10 protein-coding genes are annotated in these 15,633 nt (G+C 69.6%); 3 read left to right on the forward strand and 7 right to left on the reverse strand.

What is annotated here, in order from left to right; genetic code table 11:
* Positions 1-295 precede the first annotated feature (295 nt).
* The 3 genes from IFU40_RS10115 (at position 296) to IFU40_RS10125 (ending at position 5,569) form a co-directional block, all read left to right on the forward strand.
* A complete protein-coding gene (locus IFU40_RS10115; RefSeq protein WP_191926232.1) occupies positions 296-3,010 on the forward strand; it encodes a hypothetical protein in 2,715 nt (904 codons plus the stop codon).
* A 149-nt stretch (positions 3,011-3,159) separates the two neighbouring features.
* Positions 3,160-4,269 (forward strand): ATP-binding protein, encoded by a 1,110-nt coding sequence (locus IFU40_RS10120; protein WP_191926233.1) that lies wholly within the window; start codon positions 3,160-3,162, stop codon positions 4,267-4,269.
* A 151-nt stretch (positions 4,270-4,420) separates the two neighbouring features.
* The gene (locus tag IFU40_RS10125) at positions 4,421-5,569 is read left to right on the forward strand and encodes a hypothetical protein (RefSeq protein WP_191926234.1); all 1,149 of its coding nucleotides are present in this window, start codon (positions 4,421-4,423) and stop codon (positions 5,567-5,569) included.
* Positions 5,570-5,633: 64 nt separating this feature from the next.
* Here the strand turns inward: IFU40_RS10125 and IFU40_RS10130 are convergent, their stop codons facing one another.
* From IFU40_RS10130 to IFU40_RS10160, 7 genes are all read right to left on the reverse strand, one after another.
* Positions 5,634-9,884 carry an RCC1 domain-containing protein gene (locus tag IFU40_RS10130; RefSeq protein ID WP_191926235.1) on the reverse strand — a complete coding sequence of 1,417 codons (4,251 nt, stop codon included), beginning with the start codon at positions 9,882-9,884 and terminating at the stop codon, positions 5,634-5,636.
* Between the two features lie 221 nt (positions 9,885-10,105).
* Positions 10,106-10,876 (reverse strand): LmeA family phospholipid-binding protein, encoded by a 771-nt coding sequence (locus IFU40_RS10135; protein ID WP_191926236.1) that lies wholly within the window; start codon positions 10,874-10,876, stop codon positions 10,106-10,108.
* A gap of 3 nt (positions 10,877-10,879) precedes the next feature.
* On the reverse strand, positions 10,880-12,544 hold the full coding sequence (argS, locus tag IFU40_RS10140; RefSeq protein ID WP_191926237.1) for an arginine--tRNA ligase: 1,665 nt from the start codon (positions 12,542-12,544) through the stop codon (positions 10,880-10,882).
* Between the two features lie 116 nt (positions 12,545-12,660).
* Positions 12,661-13,470, reverse strand: a complete 810-nt coding sequence (locus IFU40_RS10145; protein WP_070408301.1) for a transglutaminase-like domain-containing protein — start codon at positions 13,468-13,470, stop codon at positions 12,661-12,663.
* Positions 13,471-13,655: 185 nt separating this feature from the next.
* The gene (locus IFU40_RS10150; protein WP_191926238.1) at positions 13,656-14,189 is read right to left on the reverse strand and encodes a hypothetical protein; all 534 of its coding nucleotides are present in this window, start codon (positions 14,187-14,189) and stop codon (positions 13,656-13,658) included.
* Positions 14,186-15,310 carry a serine/threonine-protein kinase gene (locus IFU40_RS10155; RefSeq protein WP_191926239.1) on the reverse strand — a complete coding sequence of 375 codons (1,125 nt, stop codon included), beginning with the start codon at positions 15,308-15,310 and terminating at the stop codon, positions 14,186-14,188. Before IFU40_RS10155 ends, IFU40_RS10150 begins: the two co-directional genes overlap by 4 nt.
* A 34-nt stretch (positions 15,311-15,344) precedes the next feature.
* Complete coding sequence (locus IFU40_RS10160; protein WP_055834791.1) at positions 15,345-15,599, reverse strand: DUF6458 family protein; 255 nt, start codon at positions 15,597-15,599, stop codon at positions 15,345-15,347.
* Positions 15,600-15,633: the final 34 nt, after the last annotated feature.

Genomic DNA, 15,633 nt, shown 5'->3' on the forward strand with positions numbered 1-15,633 from the left:
GAGCGAGGAACGTTCGCGCGAGAACCGGGTGACGACGAGCGGACGGTGGGGCCGCGGGCGGATGCCACTCGGATGCGGTGGCGTGTCGCGATTCTCCATCGAACCCGGGGCGCTTCATCCAGCTCGGCGCCGCGCCGAGAGGGCAAGGCACGCCGGACCATTTCTCGTGCCCCAGCGGGTGAATCCCCCATTGCGCGCGTGGGTGGCCCTTGTCCGGGCACGAGTGTGGAGAACTCCACTCCTCTCTCGCATCCCCGTGTCGCAGTTTCGTCTTTCACCTCCCCAAGGAGTCGCCATGGTCGTTCCCTCGCCGCCCGCCCCAGCCCCGCCCTCCGTCCTTCAGCCGTCGCGTCGCACGGTGGTCGGGGCCGGTCTGATCGCCGTACCGGCCGTCACGATGCTCTCCGCCGCTCCCGCGTACGCGGCTGCCTCCGATGCGCGCACGTTCACCATCACGACCCCCTCGGGCACTGTTCCGGCGAACGGACAGGTGATCGTCACGGTGAGGGTGCTCGCCCCGAACGGCACCCCCCTCACCGCTCGTCCCATCTCGCTCGTCGGCCCGAGCGGGTCGACGTTCACCCCGGCCGATGGCGTGACCAACGGCGCGGGCACGTTCACCACGAGGTTCAGGTTGAACAAGCTGTGGGCGGCCCCCGGCTCATCGACGGTGATCACCGCGGTCTCGGAATCCGGCTCGGGATCCGCCACCTTCACGGTGTTGGGGGCGAACATGCTGATTCAGCAAGGGACGTTGTCCACGCAGACAGTGACGCAGTTCTCGTCATCCATCGTCCGCGCTCAGAATGGCCCCGGAATCGAACTGGTGCTGCTGCAAGACGGCACCCTCTGGAGACGCAACACCGGCTCCAACAATCCGTACACGCAAGTCGCCGGTATCAGCGACGGCGCCGACCTCGCCGTCTCCAGCGGCTCAGGCGGAACGTTCTACGTGCTGAAGAAAGACGGAACCGTCTGGGCGTGGGGCGCCAATGAAGGAGGCCAAGTCGGCGACGGGACGACGGCCAACCGGTCGACGCCTGTTCAGGCGCAAATCTCGGGGGTGACCAAGATCTCTGCGGCCAACGGCACGCTGTTTGCGGTGACGTCAGACAAGTTGCTGTGGGCCGTCGGGTATAACAACTTCGGCGGAATGGCCGGTATCGGCGCGGCCAGCGGCCCCATTCCCTTCACCCAGGTCAGCGACGGAACGGATGTCGTCGATGTCGTGGGAAGACAGGGCGGAGGGGTACTCGTCAAAACCGATGGAACCGTCTGGGCGTGGGGCCAAGGATCCTCCGGCTACAACGGCGACGGCACCACCGCCGACCAACCCGCCCCCGCCCAGGTCAACAACCTCCACAACATCACCTCTCTCGCCGGCGGGATGACCGCCACGGGTGGGCTTGACTGGACGCTGTTCGCGATCAGCGACACCGGGGCCGTCTACGTCTGGGGCTCAAACGCCCGCGGCGCCTACGGCAACAACACGACCACCGCCAGCCCCACCCCTGTCCAGATCAGCGGCACCTCCGGCGTCGCCCAGATCACCACCTCGAACAACGGCGATGTCTACGCCCTCAAGAACGACGGCACCCTTCTCGCCTGGGGCGGCGGAGCCTCCACCCCCACCCCCTACACCGCCAGCCGACCCGTCGCCCGCCTCGGCAACGCCAACAACGAGGGCTCCACCGCAGCCCGCGCCTACCTCATCACGGCGACAACGACGTTGTCGGTGGAGGTGCTGCAGCCGGTAGACACCCCCGCAGGCGTCGCCGCCGGCACCGCGGCCGTCGTGGGCGCCACGGTCGCGACCGAATCGTCCGGTGTCGCCGGCGCCAACGTCACCCTCACCACCAACGTCGGCACCCTGGCCGCGACCTCGGGGACGACAAATTCGTCGGGTGTGTTCCAGACGACCGTCACTCCCGACGCCTGGACGACTCCCGGCACAGTCGCCCGCGTCACCGCCGCCGATGAGACGGGCACCAGCTTCGACACCTTCACGGTGTTGGGGGCGAACATGATCATGGAGAACGGAGGAGCCACGCAAGCGCCCAGACAGTTCTCCTCACCCATCGTCCGCGCACAAACTAGTCCCTACGACGAACTAGTGCTCCTGCAAGACGGCACCCTCTGGACGCGGGCCCGGGGCTCCAATGGTCCTTACACGCAAGTCGCCGGTATCAGCGACGGCGCCGACCTCGCCGTCGCCGTCCTCGAGGCGTTCTATGTGCTGAAGAAAGACGGAACCGTCTGGGCATGGGGCAACAACCTCTACGGCCAGCTCGGCGACGGAACGACAACGGACCGGCAGACGCCGGCTCCGGTGCTAAACCTCTCCGGGGTGACCAAGATTTCCGCCGGAAACGGCGCGCTCTTCGCGTTGAAGTCAGACAGGACGCTGTGGGCTGTCGGCGGAAACGGCGGCAGCGGAGCTTGCGGTGTCGGCTCGACCACCCTCGTTATTCCCCTCACCCAAGTCGTCAACGGAACGGATGTCGTTGATGTCGCGGGAAAGGAAGGCGGAGGATTACTCGTGAAGACCGATGGAACCGTCTGGGTGTGGGGCAGAGGAGCCTACGGCTACAACGGCGACGGCACCACAACCGATCACCTCGTCCCCGTCCAACTGACCACCCTCGCCAACATCTCCTCCGTCACCAGCAGCGTCAGTGGCGCCAGCTCGCCCAGCTACACCATGTTCGCGATCAGCAGTAGCGGAACCGTCCACGCCTGGGGCTACAACGGCGGCGGCGCCTACGGCAACAACACCACGACCAGCAGCCTCACCCCCATTCAAATCAGCGGCCTCTCCGGCGTCACCCAAATCACCACCTCGTCAAACTCCCGTGTCTTGGCGCTCAGGGGCGACCGCACCGTTCTCACCTGGGGCGGCGGAGCCTCCACCCCGAACCCCTACACCACCGCCCGACCCATCACCCGCCTCGGCAACCCCGACCGCGATATCTACAACTTCATCGGCCGCTGCTACATCATCACGGAGTAACCACACCATTCCGGTCGGAAGTGCGGCGAGGGTTAGGGTCTCCCGCCCGCGCCGCACTTGCCATTGTGTCCACGCCGCGGGCGGCGCTCAGTATCGAGGATCGAACCCCGCCGCGCGTCACCACGACAGCAGAAGGACTACCCCCCTCCGTGGACCCACTGACCACCGACCACCATCTCGACGTCGACGCCCTCGGGGTGACCGTGCGCATCGATGTGAAGGCCCTCGCACCCGACGACCGCGCGACGCTCCGCGAGATCTGGTCGGACGCCCGCTCCACCGGCGCGCCGATCACGCCCGTGGAGCGGGTGACTCTGCAGCTCACCGAGCCACCCGACCTGGCATTCGCCGACCTATCGACGCGAGTGACGCTCGCGGCTCTTGCCGCTCAGCGCGGTGCGCTGTGGATGGTGCACGCGGGTGCGATCGCCGACCGCGACGGACGGGTCGTGCTGTTCGCCGGACCGTCGGGAATGGGCAAGACGACCCTGATGACGCGCCTCGCACGCACCTATGCCTACGTGACCGATGAGAGCGTGGGGATCGCTCCCGACCTCTCCGTGCTGCCGTACCGCAAGCCGCTCTCGATCATCACGCCCCGAGGGCTCACCAAGACGCAACGCTCCCCCTCGTCGCTGGGGCTCGGGCGCCTGCCCTTTCACCCGTTACGACTGCACGCGGTGGTGGTGCTCGATCGACGCGACGACGCGCGTCCCGGCATCGAGATCCTCGACGACGCCGAGGCGCTCAGCGCCCTCGCACCTCAGAGCAGCTACCTCGCTGAGATCCCCCATCCTCTGACGACGGTGCGTACTCATCTGGCCGCCGTCGGCGGCGCCGTGCGGATGAGCTACCGCGACGGCGCCGAGGTGGAACACCTCGTTCACGAGCTGTTCGCCCCCAGGCCCCCGCGCCCCGCGCCGACGAGACGAGCGGGCGTGACGAACCTTCCTGCCGCGCCCACGGCCACCGACCTGTACACGCGCACGTCGGTCATCGACGCCGTCGAACTCGACGACGGTCGCATGCTCCTCCTGCGTACGGGCGACGACGAGAGCACGCTGTACGTTCTCGACGGTATCGGCCCCGCCCTGTGGCGCGCGGCCGAGAACGCAGACCTCGAGACGTTGACCGAGGTCGCCCGCCGGTCACACGCGAACGCGGCCGTGATCGACGCACGCACCGCGGTCTCTCTCGCAATGGAACAGCTGCGTCTCGCCGGCCTCGTGACCGGTCCGACCGTCTCTCTCGATGGGTGACCGCGGGCGAAAAGCGAGCGCGAGCGTCAGATCGCCGTGGGCGGCCCCGGACGAGGCGCAAGGTGAACTTTCCGCGGCCCGCGTCTGTTCTCGCGCCGGAGGGCGCACGGTGGGGCCGGGCGTCTCGGCATCCGTCGTCTACGGTGAGGCGGTGTCGCACCTCGCACCCGCCCCCGGAACGAACGCGGTCACGGTGGATGCCATCGGCGTGCGCATCGCCATCGATCTCACTCTCCTCGACCCACCGGAGCGCGTGGCCGTGCGCTCGGCCTGGCGGAGCGCCGTCTCGGCCTCGCCGGCGCAGCCGGATCGCGTCATCGCGCCGCAGCGCTTCGCCGAAACCGGAGAGACGCTCGCGCACCTCTCCGGCGCGGTGACACGCGCCGCCGTGACCGCCGCCCCCAGCGACCGATGGATGCTGCATGCCGCCGGACTCGCACGCACCGACGGCGGCGTGGTGGTGCTGGTCGGTCGCTCGGGCGCCGGCAAGACCACCGCCACCAGGTTCCTCGCACGGACGTGGGGCTACGTCTCAGACGAGACGGTCGGCATCGACGCGGACGGCACCGTGCACCCGTACAGAAAGCCGCTCTCGGTCATCACCGACGGCTACGGCTTCAAGGTGCAGCGCGCGCCCGAAGACCTCGGCCTGCAACCCGTGCCCGACGCTCCCCTGCGCCTGTCACGCCTCGTGCTTCTGGATCGGCAACCCGGGCCGTCTGCTGCGCGGCTGATTCCGCTTGCCGACGTGGACGCACTCGCCGACCTCACCGGCCACTCGAGCGCCCTCACCTCGATGACCCGCCCCCTGCAAACCATCGTGCGGCTCCTCGCTCGAACGGGGGGCGCCGTGCGCGCGCAGTACACCGAGGCGCGTGACCTGGTGGCCCTCCTCGACGAACACCACGCCCCTCGCGCCCCCTCACCGCCAGGTGCCGACGCCAGCGAGGCTCACGTGCCGGTCGCCCGCCCCGAGGCGAGCACCCTCGCGCGGGGCGACGACGAGGGCGGTCCGACGGTGTACTCGGCGACCCAGCTCTTTCGACGGGCGCCGGCCACGGACTGGTGTCGCCTCGACGACGGGCTCCTCGCCGTACTCACGGCCGAGACCAGCGGCGAAGGCACACTGCGGGTTCTCGCGGGAGTCGCCCCCCAGCTCTGGTTGGCAGCCGACGACACCCCCCTCGACGATCTCGTCGACGCGGTCGCCCGGCGCCACCGGGTGCCCGATGCGACGTCGGCGACGCGCTCCGCGCTCGCCGCGCTCATCGAGGCCGGCCTGGTGACGTTCACCGCCTGACCCGACGAAAGCCCCGCGACCCGCACATGCGCAGGTCGCGGGGCTTTGTCAGGCCGTTCTGCGACTACGAGGTGACGACGTAGCACCCCGAAGCCGAAATGCCGGCGTCGACGCGGACGACGGTGTGCCCGTCGATTCCGGTCATCTGCACGGGGGCCTTGCCCAGGGCCGTGGTGCCGTCGGCGAGCTCGCCGCTGCTGTTCTGACCCCAGCCCCACACCTGCCCGTTGGCGAGGAGGGCGTAGCCACCGCTGCGGCCGTTGGCGATCTGAGACACACCGGCCAGCCCCGACAGCGGAGTCGGACTCAGCACCGGCGGCGACGCATAGGTGATGCCGAGCTGCGCGGCGTCGTTCGCGCCCCACCCGACGACGGTGGCATCCGACCGCAGCGCGTGGAAGAACCCGAAACCGAAGCCGAGAGCCGACACGTTCGACAGGCTCGCGACCCGCACGGGCGACGCGCTGGTCGCCGAGGTGCCGTTTCCGAGCGTTCCGCTGGTCGAACTGCTCGTCCAGACGGTTCCGTCGGTACGCAGCGCAACGGTTTGCTGGTTGTCGCCACCGATGTCGCTGACGCTGCCCCAGGCGGGGACTGCGATCCGGGTCAGCTCCTGGGGCGAGGCATGACCGAGCCCCAAAGACCCACTGCCGTTGCCGCCCCACGCCACGACCGAGTCGTCCGCCATGATCGCGAACGCCGAACGATACGCCCCGCAGATCTTCTTCACGCCCGTCAGACCAGAAATCTTGAGAGCGCCGATCTGGTCAACGGAGCTGCCGTTACCGACCTGTCCATCGCCGTTCCAGCCCCACGCATACACGTCGCCGCCCGCCGTCCGGGCGTACACCGTCGATCGACCACCGGAGATCTGAACGATGTTCGACGGAAGCCCCGGCACGCGACCCCACGTCGAGCGTCCCTGCATCGACGGGCCCGAGGACGCACCCCCGTCATAGACGGGGATGGACGGATCGCCGAGCTGGCCGTAATCGTTGCGCCCGACCGACCACACCGACCCGTCGGCGAGCAGCGCCACCGCGAAGATGAAGCCCGTGTAGACCTGCACCACCGGGGAGGGGAACTGCCGCAACGACTGCGTCGCCACGAGGTGGTCGTCCCAGGTGCCGTCGCCACCGGCGGCCCAGAGCGAATACCCCGCGTGCAGCACGTTCGCCCCGAGCACGGTGTACGTGTCGGACCCCGAACCGAGGTCGCTGTTCGCGGTGACCCGCAGCACGGAACCCGGCGTCGTCCAGCTGTCGGGGGTGACCGTCGTCTGGTACCCACCGGCGGCGCTGGTCGATCCCGAGGCCGAGCCGAGCACCGCACCCCCCGTCGCCGACAATGTCAGCGACGTGTTCGGCACGGGCGCCGACGACGACGTCACGGCGACCTGCACGACCCCCGCCGATCCCGCCGACACCTGGGCATCGACGTCGACCGACACCGTGGCATCCGCGGTGATCGCGTACACCTGCTGGTTCGCATATGCGACGTAGGTCTGCTCGCTGAGATCGACGACCGGCCGCCCGAGATCGATCGTGCCGGGGGTCGTGACGTCTCCGATGGTCGAGATCGCGGTGAGACCGGATGCCGCCAGAGTCGTGCGATCGGACTTCAGGGCATAGACCGCCTTGGTGGATGCCGCGACATCGACGTAGCCGTCGCCGACCTTCACCGGGGCTGTTCGAGTGACCTTGCTGCCGTCACCCAACTGGCCGTAGGTGTTGACCCCCCAGGACCACAGCGCGCCCGCCGAGGTCAGCGCGTACCCGCTGGTCTCGCCGTATCCATCGGAGCACCCACCCTGCACCTTCTTCACACCTGACAGACCCGGGATCTGCGTGGGGGTGGCCCGGTCGGTGGTGGTGCCGTCGCAGAGCTGCCCCTGCGCGTTGCCGCCCCAGGCCCAGACCGTCCCGTCTTTCTTGAGCGCGAGCCCGCCCATGAGGAACCCTCCCGACACCCGCTCCACGTTGTCGAGTCCTTCGATCTTCGCGAAGCTCGTTCGGTCGCCGCCCGTAGTGCCGAGCTGGAAGTTGGAGTTCCATCCCGTCGACCACACCGACCCGTCGGATTTCCACGCAAACGTGACCAATCGTCCCGTCGACACCCCCGCGAATCCGCTGAGATACGGCACTCTCGTCGGCACGCCGACGCTGACCGTGTCTCCCAGCCCGAGCTGCCCCCGGCCGTTGTCCCCCCACGCCCAGATCCCGCCGTCATCCGTGAGGGCGACGACGTGCGTGAAGCCCATGCAGAGGTCGACGACGTTCGAGAGCGACGGCACCGGTCCCCACGCGTCTCGAGCGGCGGTGGAACCGTCGCCGAGAAGATTGCCGGCGCCCCGCGTCCAGACCGAGCCGTCGGCCAAGATCACCGCGGCCCCGTTGTGGCTCATCGTCACCCTCGTGACCGGATGAGGGAAGACGCGGTCGTCCTGAACCGGCAAAGGTGCAGACGTACGAGTACCTCCCTGCCCCAGTCGCAGCAGGTTGGCGCCCAAGACAGTGGACGTGTCGGAAGCCGTCCCGGCGTCGCACGACGCGGTCACCCGCAAGACCGCGCCCGGCCGCGTCCACACGTTCGGGGTCACCGTGGTGCGGAAGATGCCCGCGCCGTCGGTCGTTCCCGACGTGGCACCCAGCACGGCGTTCCCGCTCGCCGACAACATCAGCGGAGTGTTCACGACCGCGCTCGACGGAGAGACGACCGAAGCGATGACGGCGCTCATGGCACCGGCGGTCACCTGCGCGCCGACATCGACGGATACCGTCGCCGCCTCGGCGGCGAAGTACGCCGCCGTCATGCTCGCGCCTGACGAGATCGCGCTGATGAACCGCCCCGAGAGCCCGGCGACGGGCGTCGGGGTGTTCCGGTCGTTCGTGTCGCCGGTGCCGAGTCGACCGTTCGCGTTAGCGCCCCACGCGAACACCGTGGAGTCGGCCTTCTTGGCGTAGGCGCTGGAGACACCGGCGCCGAAGAGGACGGTGTTCGTCATGCCCTGCACCAGGAGAGGGCGAATCTCGAACGATGTGCCCGTGGCCCCCACCTGACCCGAGGAGTTACTCCCCCAGGCGACGACCGCCTTGTCGTCCGCGCGGATGGCGTACCCGGTGTCTCCACCGCGCGCGATCGCCGAGTACGGCATCTGCTGCACCTGCAGCACCTGCGACGGCGTCAGACGCGTGATCGTGGTGCCGTCTCCCACCTGGCCCCGGTCGTTCGCCCCCCACGCCCACACCGTCCCGTCTGCGCGCAACGCGGAGTGGGTGTCCGCCCCTCCCGCTACCTGCACGATGTCGGACAGCCCGGTCACCGTCACGGGGGTGAGCTGGTCGGTCGTGCTGCCGTTGCCTACCTGCCCGCTCTCGTTCGCGGCGCCCCACGCCCGCACCGTCTTGTCGGCGAGGATCACCAGTCCGTTCACCCGGCCCGCGGCCAGGTATGTGACGTCTGACAGACCACTGACCAGGGTCGGGCGGTCCCGATCCACCGTCGTCCCATCACCGACCTGTCCCCAGTTGTTCCACCCCCACGCGTAGACCCGACCCGAGACGAGTGCGTAGCCGCCGTTCCACTGTGCGGCGATCTGCGTCACACCCGACAATCCGGGCACCTGACCGAACTGCGTGTACGGCACCGCGGACGTGTCGCGGCCCAGGCGCCCGTTGGCGGGGTTGCCCACCGTCCACACCGTCCCGTTGGCCAGCAGCGCCACCGTGTGCTGCTCACCGCTGGCCACCTGGACCACCGGGCTGGAAAACACGGGGAGCGTCTGCGCCGGCGTCGTCCATCCTCCGCCGGGGGCCCCGGTGCCGAGTTGACCCCACGTGTTCGGGCCCGTCGCCAGCACGTTGGAGCCGACCACCGTGAACGCCTGTGACGCACTCGTTCCGGTGGAGACAGCGGTGATCGTGACCGTCGTTCCGGGGGTGATCCACGGCTTCGCCAGCCAGAAGGTCGTCGTGAACCGACCCGAGCCGTCGGTGGTTCCATCGCTCGAGGCGAAGTTCGAGTCGGGCGGACCCGTCAGAGAGACCACCTGCCCGGGTAGCAAGGCGCCCGCAAGCGAGCGGACGGTCACCGTGATGGCGACGGGTCCCGCGGCCGGAATGACGCCCCCGGCCGCCTCGATCGCGACCTGGGGCAGAACCGAGTTCGCCAACGCGGGGGACTGGCTGAGGAGGGTGACGGCCGGAACGGCGAAGACGCCGGCCGTCACGACGGACCGGCGCGAGAGACCCGCGCCGGCGGGTGACCCTGCCGGAGGGGATTCCAGGATCGAAGAAATCGAACTGGTGTCGTTCATGAGGTGGGTGCTCCCGTACGTGACGACGCGCCGTGACGGCGACGTGGACGATGAACGTCGCCGACCCGACTCGAGCCGAGGCCAACGACGTCGTCACGCTACGACGAGCACTCCCCCATCGATCGCGAAAGGCACGCTCACATGCGCAGGTGAAATATGGGTACGGGAGAGTGAACCGCGCGGGTCCGCCATCGCGGTGGACGACGCGTCGCCGGGCGGCGTCAGCCGCAGGAGCCGTCGTGCTGCAGAGCCGCGTCGTTGAGAATGCCGCCCGCGATGTCGAAAGTGGCGACCAGATCTTGTCCCTGCACGGTCGCCGACGTGAGGGTGAGTCCCGCGGGCAGACGGTCAGCGATGCAGAGGGTCGATGTCTGCAGCAACCCGTCGGCGACGCCCCCGAACTGGCCGCGCAGCGTGTCGGCGTCCAGCGCGTTGCCCGCCACCGCGAACGACGCGGGCGTGAGCGTGAGGTCGCCGTCGGCGGCACCGGGAGTCACGGCGACGCCGACGGGGATCGCGATCCCGAACAGCGACAGCGACGTCTCGAAGGTCACGTCGGGAGCGGCGACCGTGACCGTCCCCACGGGGATGTCGGGTATCTGACCGAGCAGAGACCGCAGTTGATTCTGATCGAGCCGGACAGATGCCACTCCGCCGTCCGCGGCGGAATCGCCCGACACCGGAACGCCTCGCAGCTCGACGAACACGTCGCCGGCGAGCGGACCGAGTTCCACGTCGTCCGAGGCGACGGTGACGTCGTCGAGACGGCCGCCGATCACCTGCGGGAGGACGAGACCTGACACCTGCACATCGACGTCTTGGTCGTCGGGAATACCGACGTTCTCCACCACGAGCGAGCGCACCGTCCCGGTCACGACCGAGCGCGCGATGAACTCCGCCGCGACCACGGCCGCCACCAGCAGCACGATGACCACCACGATCACCGCGATCCGGCGACGGGGCCGACGGCTTTGCGTCGTGGCATCCGTCATCGCTTACATCCGCTCCGGAGCGCTGACGCCCAGCAGCGTCAGGCCGTTGCGCAGCACCTGGCCGGTGGCGTCGTTCAGCCACAGGCGCGTGCGGTGCACCGACTCGACGGGCGCATCGCCCAGCGGGATGACGCGGCAGTTGTCGTACCAGCGGTGATAGAGACCCGCGAGCTCCTCGAGGTACCGCGCGACGCGGTGCGGCTCGCGCACCTCGGCGGCGAACGACACGATGCGCGGGAACTCCTGCAGAGCACCCAGCAGAGCCGACTCGGTCTCGTGGTCGAGCAGTTCGGGCGCGAACTCGGAGCGGTCGACCCCGGATGCCGCGGCGTTACGCGCCACATTGTGCGTGCGGGCGTGCGCGTACTGCACGTAGAAGACCGGGTTGTCGTTCGTGCGCTTCTGCAGCACGTCGAGGTCGATGTCGAGGTTCGAGTCGGCCGAGCTGCGCGTGAGGGCGTAGCGGGCGGCATCCACCCCGACGATCTCGACGAGGTCTTCGAGAGTGACCACGGTGCCGGCGCGCTTGGACATGCGCATGGGCTGACCGTCGCGCACGAGGTTGACCATCTGGCCGATCAGCACCTGGAGGTTGACGTTCGGCTCGTCGCCGAAGGCCGCGCACATCGCCATCAGGCGCTGGACGTAGCCGTGGTGGTCGGCGCCGAGCATGATGATGCAGCGGTTGAAGCCGCGCTCGCGCTTGTCGAGGTAGTACGCCAGATCGCCCGAGATGTAGGCGGGCTGCCCGTCGGACTTGATGATGACGCGGTCTTTGTCATCGCCGAACTCGGTCGAACGCAGCCACGTCGCCCCGTCGGCTTCGAAGATGTGGCCGAGTTCGCGCAGGCGAGCGACCGCGCGCTCGACGGCGCCCGAGTCGTGCAGGTCGTTCTCGTGGAAGTACACGTCGAAGTCGACGCCGAACTCGTGCAGCGACTGCTTGATCTCGCCGAACATGAGGTTGACCCCGAGCTCGCGGAAGGCCTCTTGCTTGGCCTCGGCGTCGAGGGCGTCGATGTCACCGTCGTACGCCTCGACCACGCGCTGCGCGATGTCGCCGATGTAGGCGCCGCCGTAGCCGTCTTCGGGCGTCGGGTCGCCCTGGTGGGCGGCGACGAGGCTGCGGGCGAAGCGGTCGATCTGCGCGCCGTGGTCGTTGAAGTAGTACTCGCGCGTCACCTGGGCGCCCTGCGCCGACAGCATGCGGGCGAGGGCGTCGCCGGCGGCGGCCCACCGCGTGCCGCCGAGGTGGATGGGCCCGGTGGGGTTGGCGCTGACGAACTCGAGGTTGATGATCTCGTCGGCGCGGGAGTCGTTCGTCCCGAAGGCCGCGCCCTGGTCGACGATCGTCTTGGCGAGCGCACCCGCGGCAGCCGCGTCGAGGCGGATGTTGATGAAGCCGGGACCGGCAACCTCGACGCTGGCGATGCCGTCGACGGCCTCGAGACCCGCGGCGATGTGGGCGGCGAACTCCCGCGGGTTGGCGCCGACGACCTTCGACAGCTTCATCGCGGCGTTGGAGGCCCAATCGCCGTGGTCACGGTTCTTCGGGCGCTCGAGCGGAAGGTCGGCGGCCGTGATCCCCGCCGAAGAGCCCTCTCGTCGCGCCTCCGCGAGCGGGGCGATGACGGCGAGCAGGGCAGCAGAGAGGGCAGCGGGATCCATAGCCCTGCAATTCTAGGCCGAGCCGGCTGCACGCTCCCCGCGCGCACGATGCGAGAGTCGCGGCCGTGGGCGACGACGCGCGGAGTCCGACGCCGTGTCTGCGGTTGCGCGGGGTCTCAGGCGATCTGCACCAGGGCTTCGTGGTCGTCGGGGGTCGCGGCATCCGGGACCTCGTTCTCGAGCACCGCGTCGACGTGCAGGCGATCGAGGCCGACATAGCCGCCGTAGAAGCTCAGGAACGCGCAGTCCGACGCGTCGCGTCCGGTCGCGATGCGCACGAGCGAGCGCCGGTCGGCGAGGCGGGTGGCGTCGATCACGTACCAGGCGCCGTCGAGGTAGGCCTCGGCGACGGCGTGGAAGTCCATCGGTTCGAGTCCCGGCGCGTAGCACGCGGCGTAGCGGGCGGGCATGTCCATGGCCCGCAGCAGCGCGATGACGACGTGCGCGTAGTCGCGGCAGACACCCTGGCCGGTCATCAGCGTGGTGACCGCGCTGTCGGTCCCGAGGCTCAGCCCGGGGGTGTACGTGACGGTGGACGCCACGAAGCTCGAGACCGCCGAGACCAACTCCGCGCCGGTGAGCCCGCGGAACTGACGGCGAGCCTGGGCGAACACCTCGTCGGACTGGCAGTACCGACTGGGGCGCAGGTACGTGATGGTCTCGAGGTCGCTCGTGCGGGGGTTCTGCGACGGGCCGTTCGCCCGCGCTTCGTACCGAACGGACAGCGGGCCCTGCTCCCCCGTGAGACGGTGCAAGCGACTGCCCGACTGGTCGACGATCTCGGTCGGCGTGTACACGCGATCGCCCTGCGAGAAGGTCAACGTCTCGCTCACGAGGGGCACCCCCTGGGCGGCGGTGATCTGGAAGATCAGGTCGACGGACGACCCCAGATCGAGGTCGAGTTCAGCGGTCACTCGGCGCGGCACCGGGCCATCCTCGCACGCCGCACGGGGACGACGGCTCGCGACCGGCGAATGCGGATGAATGGATGCCATTCGGCGGCCGCGCGAGACGATGGGGCGTCGTCGTCCGGGGTCGAGATCGTTGCGTGGCCGACTCCCGCGACCGTCCTCTATGCGGGCACGGCCGCCGCCGCGGTCCTCACGCGGACTCAGCCGTCTTTCTTGCCCGGTCCGCCCCCGCTGTCTTTTCCGTTCCCGTTGTTGCCGTTCCCGTTGTTGCCGTTCCCGCTGCCGTTGCCGTTGCCGCCCGGAGCCTGGTCGGACGGCGCGTTGCCCGGATCCTGCTCGCCCGGGTCGACCTCGGTGCCGTCATCGCTCGATTCGTCTTCTTCCGGCACGGACGGCTGCTGCTGCACGGGCTCGCTCGTCTGCGCCGGCTCTGGCTCCGGCGTCGGGGTGGGGATGAGGGAGGTGAGATCAGCGCGCACGGTGGCGATGCGGCTGAGGATCGCCTCGGCCTCGTCTGCGGGGAGCTCTCCGGCGTCGCGACGAGCGATGACCTCGGCCTCGAGAGCATCGAGCGTCGCCAGGGCGGCGGCGTAGTCACCGCCGGACGCCTGCGCGGCGACCGTCTCGACCGTCGACTGCCACGCGGTCGGCTCGGCCGCGGGCGGCGTGCACGCCGAGAGGGTCAGGACCGCAGCCAAGACGAGACCGGCGGCGGGAGCGATACGGCGCCTCATGGAGCGACTTCCTTCCAGAGGTCATCGACGTGTTGGTCGAGCGGCTGCGGGAGCGACGGGAGCTCGGGCTGCACGCTCGATCCCGCGCTCGACACGGCGACGGCCGCCGTCACCGCTCCGGCGGCGAGGAGCACCGCGAGCACGGACGCCACGATCACGAGCCGACGCGAGGGGCGACGAGACGTCGACGCGGGTGAGTCGAGGATGCGCGTGGGCCCGGTCGCGTCGGGCAGCGGCGCGGTGCGCGGAGAGGACGCGGCCGGCGACGTCTCGAGGTCGGACAGGGGGCGCAACACAGCGATGAGGCCCGCGGCATCCGGTCGCTTCGCCGGGTCGACGGCCGTCATGTCCTGCAGCACCGTGCGCCAGCGGTCGGGGATCGACGGCGGGATCTCGGGGGCCGCGACCAGACGCGCGGCGAGCGCCTCGTGCGGCGTGCGGCCGGCGAAGGCGCGCGTTCCCGTCAGCGCCTCGAGCAGCACGAGGCCGAGGGCGTACACGTCGCTGGGCGGGGCCGCCGGCATGCCCCGCGCCTGCTCGGGGCTGAGGTACGCGGCGGTGCCGATGACGGTGTCGGCGCGTGTCAGGCGCGTCGCGCCCACCAGCGACGCGATCCCGAAGTCGGCCAGCGTCGCGCGGGGGCTCTCGCCCGCGTGGGCGGCGGGGCGCACGAGGATGTTCGACGGCTTGACGTCGCGGTGCACGATGCCGCGGGAGTGGATGACGGTGAGCGCCTCGGCGATCTCGCGCCCCGTGCGGGCGACGTCGGGGCCGGGGAGGGGGCCACGGGCGATGAGCTCGCTGAGCGTCGGGCCGGCGATCAGCTCCATCGACAGGTAGGCCGGTTCGGCGGCGAGACGCGCGTCGTAGAGCGTGACGAGCGAGGGATGCGACAGCGAGGCGAGCAGGCGGATCTCGGAGCGCACGCGCGCGGCGTCTGACGGGTCGGCGCTGCCTGCGTCGATCACCTTCAGCGCGACGGTGTGCCCGAGACTCGTATCCACAGCCTCGTACACGCGGGCGTACCCACCCTGTCCGAGCACGCGGCCCAGACGGTACCGACCGTCGAAGAGGCCGCCGACAGCGGAATCGTCGGCGACGGTGGGAGGGGGTTCGGTCATGGCGGGTCCCTCGGGGTGATGCCCCCGAGAGCGATCAGACGAGGTCGTCGTTCGAGGAGCGGGTGGTGGAACGGGTGACCTGCGCGCCGCCCGCGGCCTCGGTGCGGGTGACGGTGTCAGTCTGACGGCGGCGAACGAGCAGCACGAGCCCGATCACGAACACGACCGCCCCCGCGCCCATCATGATGTACCCGATCATGCTGAGGTCCACGAATTCGTTCGGCAGGTTCACCGCGAACGCGAGGATGGCGCCGATGACGAAGAGCGCAATGCCGGCTCCGATACTCATGACAGACCCCTTTCCAAGGTGGGTCCAGCATCGC

The sequence above is a fragment of the Microbacterium sp. CFBP 13617 genome (assembly GCF_014839445.1).
Lineage (GTDB): Bacteria > Actinomycetota > Actinomycetes > Actinomycetales > Microbacteriaceae > Microbacterium.